Below are 17,879 nucleotides of genomic sequence, written 5' to 3'. Positions count from 1 at the left end.
CAACTCATAATAAAAAACCAGCCGGTTAAGGCTGGTTTTTGTCATTTGAAAACTTCACTTTGACTTCCAATTCCTTCACTTCTTGCCCGAAGGAAGCGAGAATCACTGCTTCTAGTTCTTCTTTGGTCATATCGGGTGACAAGTTCCACTGTGTCAGATAACCCTGTATAAACGCCACAGCTTCGCTGCCTTGGTATTCAACCTTTTCATCATCGCTCTTACTTTCAAACTTCACTTTTTCTTTTCCCTTGATACATTGCACAAATCCCCAAAAGGATAGTTTAAGCGGGATATTCCTCGTTTGCATTTTTCATCCCTCCTCTCATGTGCTATAATTTATTTAGCCTACTAAATAAATTCTTGGCAAGGAACTAAGCTTTTGAGAATAAATCTATTTGATGAAGTTCCATCGCCCTGATTCAATCATGCAAGTTTTCTTTACAGTTTATGAAGAACGCAATGTAAATGCACTAAGGACACCTTTAGCACCATAGAAAGGAGCAGATCCATTTAAAGTTTGCAGAAAGAACTACTATATAAATAAAATCACACGAGGAGGAAAAGTTATGAAATTTGGAATTATAGGGGCAGGCCCCATTGGAGCAAGCATTTCTAGAAAGTTAGTTGAAAATGGACATGAGGTTAAAATTGCCGATGCCCGGGACATTAAACACCTGGAAGGAAAAGATATCGCGGGAACACCCGTCCAGGTTGAAGAGGAGATCACCAATATTGATGTTCTTTTACTTTCGCTCCCCCTTCATGTCATGCCGAGCATTCGTCCCATCATCGATCAAGTCGGGGATGACGTCCTCATTGCAGACACGTCCAATTATTATCCATTCAGAGACAATGAAATCGAGGAAATTGACAACGGAATGGTCGAAAGTGTGTGGGTTGCAAACCAGTTAGGAAGACCGGTGATCAAAGCTTTCAACAATCTATTAGCGTTTACGCTAGAAAATAAAGGTACTCCTGAAGGGACGAAAGGCCGTATTGCCATGGCAATTGCCGGTGATGATCCTGCACAAAAACAAGTAATGATCGATGTCGTGAATGAACTTGGCTTCGACGCAGTGGATGGCGGCTCGTTGAATGATTCTTGGAGAGAGCAGCCGGGAACTCCTGCCTACTGCACCGAACTGACAAAAGAAGAACTGACCGAAGCATTGAAAAAGGCCGATAAAGAAAAAGCACCCCTTCAGCGGGATAAGGTCATGGAGAAATTTTCAGCTGGAATGACACATGAAGATATTGTGAGAATCAACCGGGAGACCTATAATTCCTAACCTAAGAAATCTTGCTGTTCATGGCCACGAACTGCTTTTCTACACCCATATAGACACTAAAAACTGAAGCCCGGCAGCTATCTTTTAAGCTGCCGGGCTTCAGTTTTGTGGTTTTCATTCCGCTTCTTCCCATGCCAGGTGAACTGTTCCCTAACGGGCTTCATCTTCTAATGTGTCACCGATCCTATTTCCCCTTAAATAAGCTGCGTGTCTATAGCATTAATGAGGCGAATTTATTACTTCGCGCCGGACTGTGACCCGGCGGATAAAGAACCCCAGGATCAGGCCCATGACCGCGATCCCCACTGTAAATATAAAGACGTTCTGCAATCCTGAAGCCATCGCATGGGCAACTTCAGACGGCTGGGTCGGTGCGGAAGATCCAAGTAAATAGTTTTCCATACCGCCTGTCAAAATGCTGACAGCTACTGCAGTCCCGATTGCACCAATCACCTGCTGCAATGTGTTCATGACCGCCGTGCCGTGCGGATACAATTCCGGCGGCAGCTGATTCAAGCCATTCGTTTGAGACGGCATCCAAATCATTGCGATCCCAACCATCAGACCAATGTGCAGCGCTACGATAAACGCCACTGAAGAGGCAGTGGTGAGCGTGCTGAAAAACCATAACATGGCCGTTACGACGATAAGTCCCGGAATGACCAGCCATTTCGGCCCGAATTTATCAAATAGCCGTCCAATAAGCGGCGAGAGGAGCCCGTTCAACGCACTGCCGGGCAATAGCATAAGTCCCGCAATAAAGACAGACAGTCCGGCACCTGTTTGCAGGAACATCGGCAGAATGATCATGCTCGACATAATAATCAACATCGACATCATCACCAGCAGCAGCCCGATGACGTACATCGGAAATTTGAAAACGCGTAAATTCAACATTGGGTCCTTCATTGAATTCTGGCGCAGCACGAAGAAGAACAAAGCAACTAGCCCAATGATGATGGACGTGACAACGACCATGCTGCCCCATCCCGCCTCTCCTTCACCGGCCTTACTGAATCCGAAGACCACTCCTCCAAAACCTGCAGTTGACAGCAGGACTGACAGCAGATCGATCCGCGGTTTCGTCACTTCGGTGACGTTTTCCAGATACTTCAGCCCGATTAGCAGTCCGATGACCAGGAATGGCAGCGAGAACCAGAAAATGAAATGCCACGTTAAGTATTCGATTAACAAACCACCGATGGTTGGTCCGGTTGCTGGCGCAAACATGATGACCAGTCCGACAAACCCCATGGCCGCCCCCCGCTTTTCAGGGGGATAGATGACCAGAATCGTATTGAACATCAGCGGAAGCAGCAAGCCCATGCCTGCGGCCTGCAGAACGCGGGCAACCATCAGCATCTCGAAATTGACCGCGAGCGCTGCAATCAATGTCCCTGTAATCAAACTGATAAGCGCTCCAATGAACATCTGTCTTGTCGTAAACATCTGCAGCAGCAAGCCGCTGATTGGCATCAAAATGCCGAGCGTCAGCAGGAATCCGGTCGTCAGCCATTGTGCGGTTGCCGCCGAAATTTGGAACACGTCCATTAAATTCACCATGGCAATGTTCAAGGCGGTCTCGCTGAACATGCCCACAAACCCGACGATAAGCAGCGACGCCAAAATCGCTTTTGTATTGTATTGTTTCTTCATTTTTTCTCTCCTAGTAACCTAATTAATTTAATAATGGTTTGTTATTTGCAAAGCTGCGTTTCCAAAATTCCATAAGCATGAGTTGCTGTTTACTTCTTTTTTGAAGAATCGCATTTCTTATAGTTATTTAAGGCAATGATTCAAATGAATATTTTCTTCTCTAAATTACTCGATTTCAGTAGTTCCATACTGATAAGAAACGCCCATATTTTCGCGCAGTGTATTTCCTTCGTACTCTTTGTGGAACAATCCGCGCTCCTGCAGAATCGGGACGACCTGTTCCACGAAATCGGCTACGCCGTCGTAAGCGATATCCGGAACAACCGAAAAACCGTCCGCCGTGCCTGCCAAAAACCATTCTTCCAGGAAGTCTGCCACTTGCACAGCGGTACCGGCAACCACCGGGTGATAGTTAATGACGCCGTGCGCCAGAACATCCCGAATAGAAATCCCTTGTTTTAGCAGCTCCAACGCTCTGGGAGAACGGGGATCCTGAGGACTAGCATAAGCACGAGCCAGCAGGTCAGCCGGCAAGGGCTGATCGATATCTATTGTGTGCACCGATAACCGTAACCCCACCATGGAACCCAAGTAGCTCACTCGGCTTGGAATCTCTTCAGGATTGAAACTCATCAACTGTCTCCGCCGCTCCAAGCCTTCTTCTTCCGTCGCGCCGATCGAGAACATAAAGCCGGCATACATCTTGATATCATCCGGGTTTCTGCCAAAACGGGCCGCACTTTGCCGGAGCGCTTGCCGGTGTTGCCGGGCCGACTCAATATCATAAGGGTTCGCATAGACGCCGGATGCGTATCTCCCCGCTAGTTCCAGCCCTTCAGCTCCGCCGCCTGCTTGGAATAGTACCGGCTGGCCTTGTTCTGAAGGCGGAATTGGCAACGGTCCTCGGGATGCATAATACTGTCCTTGAAGGTTGATCGGCTGAATTTTATCCATGTCGGCAAATGTGCCGCCTTCAGTATCCAACGTCCATGCGTCCGGTTCCCAGCTGCCCCACAGCGCCTGGACAATTTGAATCGATTCATGCGCCATGGCGTATCGTTCTTTCCGGCCGGCAACCTGCATGCCGAAGTTCGCAGCTGCTGCCGGAGTGGATGAAGTGACCGCATTCCAGCCGACACGCCCGCGGCTGATGACGTCCAGCGCTTTGAACTGGCGCGCAATATTATAGGGATGACTGAACGTTGTGGAGTGGGTTGCCACAAGTCCGATATGTTCTGTTTCCCTGGCTACAGCCATAAGGGCCAGCATTGGGTCCATCGGAAAACTTGGCGTCTGGTGTCCCAAGTCGACGGTTAATGCCGGTGTATCTGCAATGAAAATCATCTGGAATTTCCCTTTTTCCGCTATTTTCGCCCGTTCCACATAATTGTCCATATTTGTATAGGCTGCGGGATCAGTGCCAGGCACTCTCCAGGCACTGAATTCACCCCCGTAGCCGGAAACCATTTGTAATGCCAGTTGCATCTCTTTTCTTTTTGTCATGTCTCTCTTCTCCTCCGTTTTCAATAGTATCCAGTTAACCAGAAACCTCTTAAGGATCTTTATTCAATCAGTTTTATCAAATAAAGAAGCCGCATATAATTAGCCTACTAAGTATTTTCGTGTGATTCAATCGCATATGCTCTTTCTATCCCAATAAATAATCACCGATTGCCGAAGCTGTTAATTACCTATTTACAAAGTATTTTCTTTGTCTATAAAGTTTAAAAGGTTTTTTGCCTATTCAGTGCGATTTAGTATATACCAGCGAGCTCCTCTATTATGGACATTCCCATTTCTTTTTAATCTGCGCAATTGCTTATAAATCGAAAATCGGGAGGCCGTTTCTTCAGCAATGGGCGGCTGGCTAGCGGTTGAATCCATACACGAAACAATCTTCTTTGCACTTATTCCCGGATGTTCCTTTATACATACGAGAATATTTTTATCGATTTCCATCGGTTGCACCTCACACTTTTTAAAGCCGATTTCAAAGGAATTTTAAGGTTTTAGAAAGCACTTCTATTTAGCAGGCTAAGTAAATAATTGAAGAGAACTTAAAATAAGTTTCTCTCCATCCGCTTCATCAAATCCCTTAATACGATGCGTTCCTCAGGCGAAAAGGAATGCAGTAGTTTTTCTTGCTGCTGTTTCCATTTGAAATCAACCGGTTTTTCTATCTCTTTTCCTTTTTCAGTCAAATAAATTCGCATCACCCTGCCATCGATTTCATCGCGCTTGCGGATTATAAAGCCGTTTTGCTCCAACGATTTAACCATATTGGTGATAGTGGGCGGTTCGCACTTCAAATGATCAGCTAATTGCATTTGAGTGATTCCATCCCCTTCCCATAAACGGGCGAGCAAATTGTCTTGCCCAACATAAAGGTTAATTTCTCTTAAACTTTCACTATAATCCCGACGCATTTTGGATGATACTTTATCTAAAGACTCACGGATATCGCAATCTACGGAAGCTTTCATAGATTTCCCTCCACTTGCTATAATGTTTAGCCCACTAAATATATCACCATGTAATTTCCCTGTCAACAATAACTTAGCCGCCTAACTAAATATTTTATTCTTTCTCCTAAATTACTCGTTCTCCCTTCAAAAACCCCGCTTTTTTCACTGAGCACTTTTTCATCTCCAAGGTATTCCATCATCCTTCAATTCCATTCAGCCATTCCTTACTTATTGAAACCACAAAAAAACCAGCCGGTTAAGGCTGGTTTTCATCATTTCGCTTAGTTCTGACGGCGAGTGCGCAGGCCGATTGTTGTCAGTAGTCCCGCAAGCATCAAGCCACCCACCAACCACATGAATTCCATGGATGATGTTTCAGTGCCGCCCATGCCTGTTTTCGGCATTTCAGATGGCATTTCCGTTCCTTTGAACTGTTCAGGGAATTGGTCAACAATCGCTGCTGAAAGTCCAGCGGCCGGCATTGTCATATGCGCATAAGCTTCGCGCATTGAGCTGTACGCTGCGTCATAGTCGCCTGCCACATACGAATCGAACGAGGCGATCAACTGGCTTACGTGCGCTGTCAATCCTTCTTCAAGTGCGTCAGCCGGTACGCGGCCTTCTGTTGCTGCGTCAAGAAGTGCTGCTTGTTCTACGATATAAGCATCCAGGTCCGCTTTCGCTTTTTCCTGTGCTTCTGCGTTGCCTTCACCTGTCGCGACTACGTAATCGACAAAGTAGCCGATATGCGACTTCCAGATCTCTTCGAACTGTACTCCCGCTTCTTCACCGTAGACAGATGCGACTGCAGCTGTCAGGTCGTCAGCGTTTGCCAAAAGTGCAGCAGAAGCCTGGTCGAAGCTTTCCGCTCCGTCAGCGCCGTCTTGCATTGCCATGACCGCAAGTCCTGCGTGCTCAGTGAACGTCGTGTTCAATGAAGCGCGAAGGTCGATTGCCGGAGTGTCCGGGCTTGTGTTTTCGAATTTATCCGGGAACTGGTCCGTGATGGCGATCGACAAGCTTTCCGCGAACATGCTCATATGTTTGATCGACTCGCGCTCCAGCGCATATGATGTTTCAAAGTCTCCCGCAACGTAAGCGTCGAACGATTTGATCAGCTGGTCAACGTGCATGTCCAACCCTTCTTGGACGGCTGCTGCAGGCAAGCGCCCTTCAGTCGCTGTGTCGAAGAAAGCGGCTTGGGTTTTCTTGTATTCTTCCAGGTCAGCAAGTGCCTTGTCTTTGCCGGCTTGGTCGTCATTCGCGGTTGCTGTTACGTAATCCACGAAATAGCCGATATGCGATTTCCAGATTTCATCGAATTGCGCTGCGCCTTCATCGCCGTATACAGAAGCGACTGCCGCTTTCAAGTCATCCGCATTCGCCAGCAAGGCCCCTGATGCCTGGTCGAAATCTTCTGCGCCGTCAACGCCTTTTCTCATCGCTTCCACTGCCAGGAATGCGTGCTCGTTCAAGACGGTATCAAGCGCGATCCGAAGTTCTGCAGCCGGTGTTGCCGTGTTTGCCGCTTCGCTTGAAGCACTTGCGGTTGTCGAGTGTGATCCGTGGCTGTCCGCGAGTGCCGCCGTCGGCACCAATAGCGATAGTGTTAATGGAAGAGCGACCAATAGTTTGTTGAGTTTCATAAATGAACATCTCCTTTTTCCTGTTTGTTTTTTGTTCTGACTACTAAACGCAGACGGATTTCTTTTAGATCACATTTTTTAAAAAGAATTTTGAAAACTTTTTCAGATGGCCGCTGAATAACTTGCGCCATTGTCAGCGGAGACTTGGAAGGACAATAAAACAAAGGCAACCGAAAAGTTCAGGCGGTTTTATTTCTATGAGCGGTCATCGGTGTCTTATGAGCGCTCGAGCAGCGCCTATGAGCGTTAAAACGAGTTCTATGAGCACTCAAAACCCGAATCACCGATCTTCTCATCAAAAAAAGCCGCCCCACACCGGGACGGCCGTTTTCCTTCTATATAAAGAAGTTTTATTTCTTCGTGTATTTCCGGATCGCCGGCAGAATTTCTGTTGCGATCAATTCGATATTGCGCTCGAGCCGTCCGAACGGTACGCCGCCGAAGTCCATCTGCGCGATATAGCGCTGATGGCCGAACATTTCGTGCTGGTAAAGAATCTTTTCAATGATTTGCTGCGGACTGCCGATGTTCATGACGCTTTCCTTCTCGGCGCCGTGCATGAACGCGGATTGTGGATAGCCGCGGCCATTCGTGCGCATCATGCCTTTATCCACATGTGGATAAACTTCCGCGAGCGCTTCCTGGGTCGTTTCCGCGGCATTGAAGAATCCCGCCGTCGCCACCGGGAAGGCCGCCGGGTCGAATCCGCCTTCTTCAAGCGCTTCCCGGTAAGCATTAATTGTGTATTTGAATGTCTCCGCCGGTCCGCCGAGCGTCGCGAGCATCATCGGCACGCCCGCATGCCCCGCTTTCACCGCACTCGCCGGATGGCCGCCGACTGCACGCCAGATCGGCAAGGAACCGTTCTGCGGGCGCGGAATCACTTGCGCATCTTTCAGCGGCGCGCGGAAGCGGCCGTTCCAATTGACGGTCTCCTGCTGGTTGATCTGTAGCAAAAGATCGAATTTCTCTTCGTACAGCTCTTCGTAATAGCGGACATCATAGCCGAGCAGTTCGAACAGGCCGATGCGCGACGCGCGCCCGGCGATGATTTCCGCCCGCCCTTCCGAAATCAGGTCGATCGTCGCAAAATCCTCATAGACCCGCACAGGATCCGAGGTGCTGATGATCGTCGACGAACTCGCAATCTTGATATTCTTCGTCGCCTGCGCAATCGCGCTGAGGACGACAGTATGCGCCTGAGTGGCAAAAAATTCCTGGTGGCTCTCGCCGACGCTGAAGAAATCCAGCCCCGCTTCATCCGCCAGTTTTGCAAATGCGATGATTTCCCGTATGCGCTCACCAGCCGAGATGCGGTCGCCTGTCCGCGGGTCCGGCAAATGGTCGCCAAGCGTGTAGATGCCGAACTCCATGCCTTTGGCCGGGTCGATCCGGTAGTTCTCCATTTTCATCCATCCCTTCGTATGTACAATAAATGCCCTGACATCAGTATATCTTTTATCCGGCTACGGTGTTACGGATCCGCTCACCCCTCCCTTTGACATAGCAAAGGGGTGCAGAAGGTCTTAGCAGCCGAAGATTTTATTATGTAAAAGGTTGTTCCAATTTCAGGAATAATTAACTATAATAAGGAAAAAGAACAACTTTTCAATAAAACGATGATTTTTTATTTTTATGCCGACTTAGCCACAGCCCTGGGATTCTCCAATAAAAGAGGTGAACCGCCATCGCCATCCTATCCGCCAAAAAAGTTTTCGCAATCTATATCGTCCTGTACATCAGCGCCTATTATGCGCTGATTTTCAAAGGCGGCAATCCTACGCTGTCTGCAAACCTGGTTTCCGCACTGGCGCCGCTCATTGCTGCGGCTGTCTTGTTCGCGGTGTACCGGAAAATCTTCGGCAAGGAGAAGATGTTCTGGCTGCTCATCGCCCTCGGCTGCCTCAGCTATCTAATCGCGGAAGGATTGTGGATCTATGCCGAGAACGTGCTCGGAAAAGAAGTCCCCTATCCCAGCTGGGCCGACCTGTTCTATTTTCTCCAAGTCGCCTTTTACCTCGCAGCACTCCTGTACCATGGCTGGCAGGTAAGGCGGGATCTGCAGCCATTGAGGTTGGCTTTTGATGTGACGATCATCATGGCCGTCTTTTCGGCGCTCAGCTGGCATTTTATCATCAAGGATTTGATCGGCGGGACCGCTTCGCCCCTGACGCTTGCCGTTTCGGCAGGCTACCCCGTCGGCAGCCTGCTGCTGCTGTTTGGACTGGCCAGTTTCTACATCAGCAAAGTGCCCTTGTTTTCCCGCAGCGTGCTCCATCTGATTGCTGCGAGCCTGCTGCTGCAGATTGTCGCCGACAGCATCTATCTGTACGAGACCGCAACCGGCATTTATAGCTCCGGCAGTTTCTATGACCCGCTCTGGTCGCTTTCGCTGCTGCTGATGGCGCTTGCCGGGCTCTTTGCGCTCGACGAACAAATCGCTCCCATTCCGCATCTTGCGCCGGCAAAACCCGATACCAGCGTGGGACTGCTGCCTTATCTGAGCATGGCGCTGCTGTTCGTCGTCATGATCTTCGAACAGAAGAACGACATGAACGGCTTGATTGCCGGAGCAGGCGTCTCGGTGCTGCTCATCTTCGTACGCCAGATCATGGCGCTCACCGAAAACCGCAAGCTCCTCGAGCAGTACCATGGCCTCAACGAAGTGCTCGAGCAGAAAATCGGCCAGCGCACGCGGGAGCTCAGTGCGAAGAACGAGCAATTGACCGAAGCGATGCACCAGATGCAGCACATGGCTTACCACGATGTGCTGAGCGGCCTGCCAAACCGGCGGCTGTTCCTCGACAAACTGACGGCCGCCATGGCCGAAGCCCGGCTCCATTCGCATAAAGTGGCGGTCGTCTTTGTCGATCTCGACCGCTTCAAGAACATCAACGATACGTACGGACATGAATTCGGCGACCTGCTGCTGAAAGGCTTTTCCCGCAAAATGGCGGAAAACCTGCGCAAAGACGATACCGTCTCGCGCCAGGGGGGCGACGAATTCGCCCTGATCCTTAATAAAATCTCGGAAGAAGAGGACATCGTTCCGCTGATCCAGCGCATCCAAGCCGTGCTCGAGCAGCCGGTTACCGTCAACGGACAGGAACTCGACATCTCCATGAGCATCGGCGTCGCCATCTATCCAGGCGACGGTGCCACCACCGAAGAGCTGATGAAGCATGCGGACATCGCAATGTACCACGCCAAAGAGCACGGCCGCAACAATTACCAGTTCTTCTCGGAAGACATGAACGCCACGCTCACCCGCAAGGTACAGCTCGAAAGCGGCTTGCGCAGCGCGTTGGCCAACGAGGAATTCCTCCTCCATTACCAGCCGCAGGTCGATTCGGCGTCCGGTGAAGTGACCGGCATGGAAACGCTGATCCGCTGGCGCACGGCAGACGGCACGCTGGTCTCTCCGGCCGAATTCATCCCGCTCGCCGAAGAAACCCGGCTGATCCTGCCAATCGGCGAGTGGGTGCTCACGACTGCCTGCCGCCAGGCAAAGAGATGGCACGATGAAGGCCACCGCCACTTGAAGCTGGCCGTGAACCTGTCGCCTTTGCAGTTTCTTGACGCAAGCCTGATGGAGATTGTCCGCGGCGCGCTCGAAAAAACTGCCTTCCCGGCTTCTTCACTGGAGCTAGAGATCACAGAAGGGGTCGCCGTCTACGATGCCGAGCTCGCCATCGCCCGGATGGAAGCACTTCGGGACCTAGGCATCGGCATCGCGATCGACGACTTCGGCACCGGCTATTCTTCGATGATGTACCTGAAGCGCTTTCCGGTCACCAACCTGAAAATCGCGCAGCCGTTCGTGCAGGACATGGAGACGAGCCCGGCCGACAAGGCGCTCGTTGCGACGATGGTTTCCATGGCCCACAGCATGGGCATGTCCGTCATTGCAGAAGGCGTCGAGACGCTCGGGCAGCTTGAATCCCTGCAGGCGCTGGGATGCGACGAAATCCAGGGCTACCTATTCAGCCGGCCATTGCCAGCGGAACAGTTCACCTCGATGCTGAAAAACGGCCTGCCGCATCCAAGCCGCGCATAAAACCTGAAATCCTCCGACCGTCAAGACGGCTGGGGGATTTTTGCATTCTACGATATGGTTCACGCATGCTGCCGGGCGACGATGGCGTAATAAGTGCCGGGTTCCGTGGAATAGTCGACGCGTTCAAATACCGCTTCGAATCCAGCTTCCTGAAGCAGCGCTTCCCATTCCGGCATCGGGAACAGGCCGGAACGCGCGCTGTCATGCTCACGCGTAATGGTGCCGTCCCGATCTCGCAGGATGTAGAGGTATTCCGTCTCGGTCATGTGGTCATCGGGGTCGCTGTCGAATGTCCATTCCAGGTAGCGCATGCCGCGCCCGCCGCCGTCCGCACCGCCGTGGTTCGTGGCGGGCTGGAAGGTTTCCGTGAACTGGTCGGTCATGACCAGAAGGATGCCGGTTTCATTGAGGTGCCTTTTGGCATTCTGCATGACCGCGAGCAAATCCTGCTTGTCGATGAAATACGTGATGGCGTCGTGGATGAACACGAGGTCGAAGTCCGCGCCGGCATCTATCGTGCGCATATCTCCCTCTAAGTGGCGGCAGTCCGGGTTCAGCGCCTTGCTCACCCGCAGCATGTCCGGCGACAGATCGGTCAGCGTCATCCCAAACGCCCGCTTCAAGTAGAAGGCGTTGCTGCCGCCGCCCGAGCCAAACTCCACCGCGCTTTGGACATTCGGATGATGGCGCCGGATAATGTCCAGATAGAGCCCGGCCTCTTCTTCGTATTCCGTATGCGGCGACAACAGCGGCCACCAATCCGCCAGTTCCTTGTACAGTTTCATGCGTTCCGTCTCCTTTCGTTTCCGATTCGGCGAACTCAGCAATCTCCTCGGTCTATTTCCGATAGCCCAGCTGTTTCGAGACGATCCGCATGAACTCGTCGAACGACGCTGAATAGCGGGTCCAGTGGTGGTACCATTTCCGGATCGTGTCGAGCAGCCAGAACGGCACCGGTTTGCCGTCGAATACCGGGTAGTATTCCTCGTATGCCTTCTTCAAATGCTCCCAGCGGAAATCGTTGCCGGGCTTGATGTATTCGGAGACGTCGAGCAGCTTCGCCCTGCCGTCCTGCAGGAGGATGTTCTTCAAGTGGATGTCACGCGGATTCAAGCCTTTTGCACGGACCACTTTCCGTGCGGCTTCCACGTCCAGCACCGCCGCTTCCGGCACCCGGATGCCCTGCAGCAGGCAGTCGAACAGCGTCGGCCCCTCCTCGTATTTCAGTACGAGAAAGCGGTCCGCCTCCCCGTAGCATTCCGTGAAAAAAGAAGATTCCCCGAGCTGCCGGTAGACTTCCGCTTCCGCGCGCAGCTTGTCTTCCTTGCCTTCTGCATACAGCTTGAAAGCGAATTCCGGCGCATCAAGCGCTTGGAATACTGCCGCGTCCGTGCCGACGCCGATGCAGCGCAACCCTTCCGCCATACCTTCGATCGTTACCGGCTCGTTGTCCGGGTGCGCCGTGACCCGGATCCCTTCCAATGCTTTCGCCGCCTTTTCCCAACGCTGTTCCATCGAACCTCTCCCCTGTCCGTTGTGTCCTGAAGGCCATCATCGTACCTTCTTTCCGCTTATTATAAGGAATTCCCGGGTGAATAAACAGCATCCGCCCTTTGCAGCTCCCCACTTTTTCAGCCGTTCCCCAAATCCCTGTCCAGACGTCCAAAAGCGCCCGCTGCCCGGCATGCATGCCAAATAAAATAAGGCCCCGCTTCGTCCCGGACTATCGGATTGCCGGATTTTCCTTTATAATCAGTTAGTATAAATTAGAAATTTTATATCTTATATGGTTTTATTTAACATAAATATTTTTTATTAATTCTTACGGCTTTTGCATGTCAGCGCAGAGGCAATTCAACGACCACAGGAGGTGTGAGCCATGAAATCGACCAACCGAAACAAACCCGAAGTCTCCGGTCCCGGCGCTTATCATAAGGAAATGTTCGACACCATGATCCAGAACTCGCCTGCTGCGATGTACATCCTGGAAGGCACGACCTTTTTATATGTCAACCGGCAGATGTGCGAACTCACCGGCTACACAGAAGATGAGTTCATCAGCGGACACGTCACGATGCCCGACCTGATCTGTGCAGAAGACCTGCCCATCGTTCGGGCGAGCGTCAATGACCGGCTCGAAGGGCGTACCGCGGAAGCCCGCTACCGGGTCCGCGTATGCAAGAAGGACGGAAGTCTCCACCACATCGAAGTGCACGCATCCAAAATGGTGCAGGACGGCAAAGCAGTTACGTGCGGTACCATTATCGACGTCACCGAACAGGTCATGGCAGACATTCAGCTCCAGGAAAACCAGGAGCGGTTCGAGTCCCTTTTCTACAACAACCCGGATGCCATTTTCAAGTTCGACCTCGAGGGCAAGTTCACCGCAGTCAATCCCGCTTGCACCGACCTGGTCGGCTACAGTGCAGAGAAATTGCTGGACATGTCGTTTGCGCCCCTCATCGTTTCAGAGGACCTCGGAACCGCGTTCACCCATTTCCAGATGGCGGCGGAAGGCATCCATTCCCGCTACGAATTGTCGGCCATGCACGAGGACGGCGAGCTGCGCAGACTCGAAGTCACGGCCTTCCCGGTGAAACAGCGCGGAGAAATCACCGGCGTCTACGGCATCGCCAAGGACATTACGGAAAAACGGGCACACCAGAAACTGTTGGAGGAAATGGTCTATTTCGACCCATTGACCAAACTCCCAAACCGCAAGCTGTTCGAAGACCGGCTGAGCCAGGTGCTGCACCTGTCCAAAACGAACCAAAAACCGCTCGCCGTACTGTTCCTGGATGTGGACCGCTTCAAGTTCATCAACGACTCCCTCGGCCACCACATGGGCGACGAATTCCTGAAAATCACGGCGCAGCGCCTTTCCGCAGAGGTGCGGAAAACGGATACCGTCGCCCGGTTCGCCGGCGATGAATTCGCCGTCCTCCTGCCGGGCGCCACCGAAGAAGAAGCTGTTGCTTTAGCCAAACGGCTTAATGCCGCCCTGTCGGAGCCATTCGATGTGCTTGGCCACTCGCTGTCGGTTTCCGCAAGCATCGGCATCGCTTACAGCTGTTCGGCGGAAGAAAGCGTCGACAGCCTCGTCAAAAAAGCGGACGTCGCGATGTACTTCACCAAAAGGTCCGGCAAGAACAACCATACCGTCTATACGCCGGAACTCGACCAGGGCAGCGCCTTCAAGCTGCTCGTCGAACAAGGGCTGAAGGCCGCCATCCCGAACAATGAATTCGTCCTGCATTACCAGCCGATCATGGACTTGAAAAACGGCAAAGTCAGCTCGATGGAAGCGCTGATCCGCTGGCACCATCCGGAACTCGGCCTGGTGCCGCCGGACCGCTTTATCCCGGTTTCCGAGGAAAGCGGCCAGATCGTCGCGATCGGCGAATGGGTGCTGCGCACCGCCTGCAGCCAGAACAAAGCGTGGCAAGAAGCGGGTTATGGCCCGTTCAAAATCAGCGTCAATGTCTCGACGATCCAGCTGCAGCGCCCGGATTTCCCCGAAAAGGTCAAAGCGATCCTTGAAGAGACGGGGCTCGACGGGAAATGGGTGGAGCTTGAAGTGACTGAGAGCATCCTGCTGGAAGACACCGAACGGCTGAAGTGCTGCTTCAAGAACCTGAAGGCGCTCGGCCTCTCCATCGCCATCGATGATTTCGGCACCGGCTACACATCACTCAGCTACCTGCGCGAGTTCGAATTCGACCGCGTCAAAATCGACCGCAGCTTTATCGGCGACATCAACAGCGGATCCAACGGCAAAGCGATCACGTCAACGATCATTGCGCTCGCCCATAAATTGAACATGGGCGTTATCGCCGAAGGCATCGAAGACGACACCCAGCTGTCGTTCCTGTCGGATGAGCTGTGCGATGAAGGGCAAGGGTATTATTTCAGCCGCCCGATGCCGGCAGAACTGCAGCAATTCCCGGCACTTCCGGAAAAACCCGGGGGACGCGGATAGGCAATCGACCTATTTCTCCAACCTAAAAAAGCCCGTTTCCTCTAGTCGAGGAAACGGGCTTTTCAATTCGGTTTGGCGGTGGAATGAAACATTATTACAAAGTGATAGTTTCTTCAGCCGGTGCTTCCGGCATTTCTGGAGCTTCAGGCACTTCTGGCGTTTCCACTTCCGGCTCTTCCACGGTCACTTCGATGGAGTCGAGCAATGCCTGCACTTGCACCAAGGTGCTGAATGCTTCGTTGATCTCCGCTTTGGCTTCCGCCACTTCAGCGGAATCCTCGCCGAACTTCTTCGTTACGGCCATCAGCTGGTTCGTCGATGCCCCCACCTGGCCGAACAAGGCGTTCAACCCTTCCTGGTAATAGACCCATTCTTCATAGCTGAGGGATTCCTTGGCTTCGAGCTCCGCAGTCAATGCCGCGACATCAAAATCCACTGACGAGATGCGCTTTTCAATCGGAAGCAGGCGATGCGACAAGTCCGCTCCGTTCACTTTCGCGCTTTGTTCCACTTTCACTTGAGCTTTCACATTGGCATGCGCATCAGGTCCGGCTGCAAGTGCACCGCCTGTTCCGGAGAATGCCAGACCTGCTGCTAAAGCTGGTGCAGTCAATTGGATTAGCGTTTTCTTCATCTTGGTAGTTCCTCCCTTGATGGAAAAATAGTCTTGCAGGGTGTGTTTACCACCACTCCAGAGAGTTAAGCGCTTTTTGTTTATATTTAACATTTATAAATTACTAATGTAATAAATATAATGAAAGTAATTTTTACTTCATATTTGGGATTCAAGATGAGCTGTGACGAATAAATACGCGGAATTTCAATAAGCGGATCGTCCTCTTCAAGGACAATCCGCTTCCGCTTCAAGCTATTCAATACAATGCTTCGCTTATTTGCTTGCCACCACAAGCGTTTCGGCATACTGGTCGTGCGGGAAAGCGATGCCGCCGTTTGCATCAAACGCTTTGCGGTTCTTCAAATAAGGGATGGCGCTCACCGAATCGCGGTGCATGGAGCGCTTCAGGATCTGCCCTGCTTCCGGCTTTCCGCCGTCTTCCCTAATGATTTTGATGCCCACGGCCTTTTGCCCGAGCGTCTGCCCGAAAAGGCTGATCTGCGCCGCTTCAAGCCCCCACAAAACGACAGACGGCAGGATGACAATCGGGACAAAGCTGCCCTTTACCTTCTTTTTCACCAGGGGTTCCAAAGCCGATGACACCATAGATGACATCACCGTATCGATTCCCATGGCCATCACGCGTTTTTTCGTCAATTCATTCATGTTTCATTCCTCCTCTTTCGGAATTTTCGGCGCGGATATGCCGCGCGGTTTTCCTTTTCGTCCTGTATGATGGAAGAAAAGGGGTGACGCATTTTGATCTTCTTTGTAATCTGGGTTCTGTTGATCGGCTATGCCGTATTTCTCGCACCCGGCGGCGATGCCGATCCGGTCTTCTCGAAAATCCTCAGCATGGAGTGGGGCGACATCGACCCGCTCGTCTTTGCGGTGTTCAACTCACTCGGCCTGTTCCCGGCGGTCTTTTTGACGCTGCTGGGTTTGAATGACCGGCAGCGCTGGCCGGCTTGGCCATTCACCCTTGCGTCGTTTGGTGTCGGCGCATTCGCCTTGCTGCCGTATTTCGCGTTCGGCCAGAAGCCCGCCGAACGGAAGCTCCGCACGCCGAAATGGCTCGTTCGCTTCCTGGCGTCGCCCATTTGGCTCATCGCATTGATCGCGCTTTCAATCGGCAACCTATTGACGCTGCTCCAGGGTTTTTCCCTGTCCGCCTACCGGGAAGCGTTCTTTGCATCCAGCCTGGTCTCCGTCATGACAGTGGACTGGTTCGTGCTATGGGGCCTGTCCGTCTATACGGTCCGCCGGTTCTATCCGGAAGCCCGGCACCGAGCGCTCGCCTGGATTCCGGTCATCGGGCCGGTGCTCGTGCTGCTGCTCAACCGGGAACTCCGGACGCCGCTCAAAAGAAATAAAACCGGATGAACAGGAGCGCAGCGAGCCCGACCGGCAGCATGCTTAGCGTCACAAGATGCTCCCGCGACTCCCGTATGTACTTCCATTGCAGGAACGCCTGGACCAGATGGAGCCCCGTCAAGTAGACGATCCAGAACCAGATCAGCCGGTCGCCCGTTTCCGTTACCACGAACGGGATGAAGGCGAGTGCCGCAACCAGGATGATGCCCCGGCTCCAGGCGTCCGCCTTTTTCCCCGGACTGTCCGACAGCCGCTTTTTCTCGACCTTGAACCCTTTCCGCAAACCTTTGTCGACTGCCAGAAACAGCACGAGCAATACGGCGAGGATGATGAAAAACTCCATCCGGTTCCCCTCCCTTCATTTATACACTGTCTACGATGCTTCGGTGAGGGGCTTCTAAAAATCGTTTTTCAAAACAATAAAAGTCCGATGCCGAGCAGCATTCCGAGCCCCAGCGGATACATGACTAGCGTTGCGAGGTGTTCCCGCGTTTCCGGGATGTATTTCCACTGCAAGAAAGCTTCTACGAAGGAGAAAGACGTCAGGTAGACAAGCCAGAAAAACATCATCCCCTCCCACCAGTCTTCTGCTGCAAACGGAATGATCAAGAGGGACAGAAAAATGGTGATGCCTTGGCTCCAGGCATTTATCTTGGCTCCCGGCGTCCCTTCCAGACTGCCTTTCTCGACTTTCAAGATTTTCCGCACCACTCTTTCGGCTACAAAAAACCATAAAAGAAGCAGGATGAGAACAATGATAAATTCCATTCCGTTCTCCCCCTTTCCATTCTCTTCCT

Annotated in this window: 16 protein-coding genes; 4 read left to right on the top strand and 12 right to left on the bottom strand. The window is 52.0% G+C overall.

The genetic code is table 11. The features are described 5' to 3' along the window. Positions 1 to 25 precede the first annotated feature (25 nt). Positions 26 to 307 carry a YusW family protein gene (locus ACFSDB_RS01275; protein WP_204891452.1) on the bottom strand — a complete coding sequence of 94 codons (282 nt, stop codon included), beginning with the start codon at positions 305 to 307 and terminating at the stop codon, positions 26 to 28. A 259-nt stretch (positions 308 to 566) separates the two neighbouring features. Here ACFSDB_RS01275 and ACFSDB_RS01270 point away from each other — a divergent pair, with 259 nt between their 5' ends. Then, the gene (locus ACFSDB_RS01270; RefSeq protein WP_204891453.1) at positions 567 to 1,289 is read left to right on the top strand and encodes an NADPH-dependent F420 reductase; all 723 of its coding nucleotides are present in this window, start codon (positions 567 to 569) and stop codon (positions 1,287 to 1,289) included. A 219-nt stretch (positions 1,290 to 1,508) separates the two neighbouring features. Here the strand turns inward: ACFSDB_RS01270 and ACFSDB_RS01265 are convergent, their stop codons facing one another. From ACFSDB_RS01265 to ACFSDB_RS01245, 5 genes are all read right to left on the bottom strand, one after another. Continuing rightward, the gene (locus tag ACFSDB_RS01265) at positions 1,509 to 2,945 is read right to left on the bottom strand and encodes a DHA2 family efflux MFS transporter permease subunit (protein WP_204891454.1); all 1,437 of its coding nucleotides are present in this window, start codon (positions 2,943 to 2,945) and stop codon (positions 1,509 to 1,511) included. Positions 2,946 to 3,110: 165 nt separating this feature from the next. Continuing rightward, positions 3,111 to 4,448 (bottom strand): NtaA/DmoA family FMN-dependent monooxygenase, encoded by a 1,338-nt coding sequence (locus ACFSDB_RS01260; RefSeq protein WP_204891455.1) that lies wholly within the window; start codon positions 4,446 to 4,448, stop codon positions 3,111 to 3,113. Between the two features lie 554 nt (positions 4,449 to 5,002). Continuing rightward, positions 5,003 to 5,428 carry a MarR family winged helix-turn-helix transcriptional regulator gene (locus ACFSDB_RS01255; RefSeq protein WP_204891456.1) on the bottom strand — a complete coding sequence of 142 codons (426 nt, stop codon included), beginning with the start codon at positions 5,426 to 5,428 and terminating at the stop codon, positions 5,003 to 5,005. Between the two features lie 263 nt (positions 5,429 to 5,691). After that, positions 5,692 to 7,056, bottom strand: a complete 1,365-nt coding sequence (locus ACFSDB_RS01250) for a copper amine oxidase (RefSeq protein WP_204891457.1) — start codon at positions 7,054 to 7,056, stop codon at positions 5,692 to 5,694. 350 nt (positions 7,057 to 7,406) lie between these two features. After that, positions 7,407 to 8,462 carry an LLM class flavin-dependent oxidoreductase gene (locus tag ACFSDB_RS01245; protein ID WP_204891458.1) on the bottom strand — a complete coding sequence of 352 codons (1,056 nt, stop codon included), beginning with the start codon at positions 8,460 to 8,462 and terminating at the stop codon, positions 7,407 to 7,409. 281 nt (positions 8,463 to 8,743) lie between these two features. Here ACFSDB_RS01245 and ACFSDB_RS01240 point away from each other — a divergent pair, with 281 nt between their 5' ends. Continuing rightward, positions 8,744 to 11,113, top strand: a complete 2,370-nt coding sequence (locus ACFSDB_RS01240) for a putative bifunctional diguanylate cyclase/phosphodiesterase (protein WP_377338996.1) — start codon at positions 8,744 to 8,746, stop codon at positions 11,111 to 11,113. A 59-nt stretch (positions 11,114 to 11,172) separates the two neighbouring features. Here the strand turns inward: ACFSDB_RS01240 and ACFSDB_RS01235 are convergent, their stop codons facing one another. Beyond that, positions 11,173 to 11,898 (bottom strand): class I SAM-dependent methyltransferase, encoded by a 726-nt coding sequence (locus ACFSDB_RS01235; RefSeq protein WP_204891459.1) that lies wholly within the window; start codon positions 11,896 to 11,898, stop codon positions 11,173 to 11,175. A 52-nt stretch (positions 11,899 to 11,950) separates the two neighbouring features. Then, positions 11,951 to 12,628, bottom strand: a complete 678-nt coding sequence (locus ACFSDB_RS01230) for a serine/threonine protein kinase (protein WP_204891460.1) — start codon at positions 12,626 to 12,628, stop codon at positions 11,951 to 11,953. 364 nt (positions 12,629 to 12,992) lie between these two features. Here ACFSDB_RS01230 and ACFSDB_RS01225 point away from each other — a divergent pair, with 364 nt between their 5' ends. After that, positions 12,993 to 15,092, top strand: a complete 2,100-nt coding sequence (locus tag ACFSDB_RS01225) for a putative bifunctional diguanylate cyclase/phosphodiesterase (protein WP_204891461.1) — start codon at positions 12,993 to 12,995, stop codon at positions 15,090 to 15,092. Between the two features lie 94 nt (positions 15,093 to 15,186). Here the strand turns inward: ACFSDB_RS01225 and ACFSDB_RS01220 are convergent, their stop codons facing one another. Together ACFSDB_RS01220 and ACFSDB_RS01215 are read right to left on the bottom strand one after the other, a co-directional pair. After that, the gene (locus tag ACFSDB_RS01220; protein WP_204891462.1) at positions 15,187 to 15,726 is read right to left on the bottom strand and encodes a hypothetical protein; all 540 of its coding nucleotides are present in this window, start codon (positions 15,724 to 15,726) and stop codon (positions 15,187 to 15,189) included. A gap of 255 nt (positions 15,727 to 15,981) precedes the next feature. Further along, positions 15,982 to 16,374: an RDD family protein gene (locus ACFSDB_RS01215; protein WP_204891463.1), complete on the bottom strand. Its 393-nt coding sequence runs from the start codon at positions 16,372 to 16,374 to the stop codon at positions 15,982 to 15,984. Positions 16,375 to 16,467: 93 nt separating this feature from the next. Here ACFSDB_RS01215 and ACFSDB_RS01210 point away from each other — a divergent pair, with 93 nt between their 5' ends. Next, positions 16,468 to 17,091, top strand: coding sequence for a hypothetical protein (locus tag ACFSDB_RS01210; protein WP_204891464.1), 624 nt, complete (start codon positions 16,468 to 16,470; stop codon positions 17,089 to 17,091). Here ACFSDB_RS01210 and ACFSDB_RS01205 read toward each other — a convergent pair. After that, positions 17,069 to 17,425, bottom strand: coding sequence for a DUF4181 domain-containing protein (locus ACFSDB_RS01205; protein WP_204891465.1), 357 nt, complete (start codon positions 17,423 to 17,425; stop codon positions 17,069 to 17,071). The two genes, ACFSDB_RS01210 and ACFSDB_RS01205, sit on opposite strands and share 23 nt — an antisense overlap. Positions 17,426 to 17,493: 68 nt before the next feature. Then, positions 17,494 to 17,850, bottom strand: coding sequence for a DUF4181 domain-containing protein (locus ACFSDB_RS01200; RefSeq protein WP_204891466.1), 357 nt, complete (start codon positions 17,848 to 17,850; stop codon positions 17,494 to 17,496). Between the last annotated feature and the right edge of the window lie 29 nt (positions 17,851 to 17,879).

Source organism: Planococcus chinensis (assembly GCF_042681545.1).
Taxonomy (GTDB): Bacteria; Bacillota; Bacilli; order Bacillales_A; family Planococcaceae; genus Planococcus; species Planococcus chinensis.
Note: the sequence above shows the minus strand (reverse complement) of the source record. Positions and strands in the feature narration are given on the sequence as shown.

Excerpts from the sequence above, each read along its gene's own strand:
- ACFSDB_RS01255 (WP_204891456.1), bottom strand. The coding sequence starts at position 5,428 with ATGAAAGCTTCCGTAGATTGCGATATCCGTGAGTCTTTAGATAAAGTA.
- ACFSDB_RS01220 (WP_204891462.1), bottom strand. The coding sequence starts at position 15,726 with ATGAAGAAAACGCTAATCCAATTGACTGCACCAGCTTTAGCAGCAGGT.
- ACFSDB_RS01230 (WP_204891460.1), bottom strand. The coding sequence starts at position 12,628 with ATGGAACAGCGTTGGGAAAAGGCGGCGAAAGCATTGGAAGGGATCCGG.
- ACFSDB_RS01265 (WP_204891454.1), bottom strand. The coding sequence starts at position 2,945 with ATGAAGAAACAATACAATACAAAAGCGATTTTGGCGTCGCTGCTTATC.
- ACFSDB_RS01225 (WP_204891461.1), top strand. The coding sequence starts at position 12,993 with ATGAAATCGACCAACCGAAACAAACCCGAAGTCTCCGGTCCCGGCGCT.
- ACFSDB_RS01270 (WP_204891453.1), top strand. The coding sequence starts at position 567 with ATGAAATTTGGAATTATAGGGGCAGGCCCCATTGGAGCAAGCATTTCT.
- ACFSDB_RS01215 (WP_204891463.1), bottom strand. The coding sequence starts at position 16,374 with ATGAATGAATTGACGAAAAAACGCGTGATGGCCATGGGAATCGATACG.
- ACFSDB_RS01200 (WP_204891466.1), bottom strand. The coding sequence starts at position 17,850 with ATGGAATTTATCATTGTTCTCATCCTGCTTCTTTTATGGTTTTTTGTA.
- ACFSDB_RS01260 (WP_204891455.1), bottom strand. The coding sequence starts at position 4,448 with ATGACAAAAAGAAAAGAGATGCAACTGGCATTACAAATGGTTTCCGGC.
- ACFSDB_RS01205 (WP_204891465.1), bottom strand. The coding sequence starts at position 17,425 with ATGGAGTTTTTCATCATCCTCGCCGTATTGCTCGTGCTGTTTCTGGCA.
- ACFSDB_RS01235 (WP_204891459.1), bottom strand. The coding sequence starts at position 11,898 with ATGAAACTGTACAAGGAACTGGCGGATTGGTGGCCGCTGTTGTCGCCG.
- ACFSDB_RS01250 (WP_204891457.1), bottom strand. The coding sequence starts at position 7,056 with ATGAAACTCAACAAACTATTGGTCGCTCTTCCATTAACACTATCGCTA.
- ACFSDB_RS01245 (WP_204891458.1), bottom strand. The coding sequence starts at position 8,462 with ATGGAGAACTACCGGATCGACCCGGCCAAAGGCATGGAGTTCGGCATC.
- ACFSDB_RS01275 (WP_204891452.1), bottom strand. The coding sequence starts at position 307 with ATGCAAACGAGGAATATCCCGCTTAAACTATCCTTTTGGGGATTTGTG.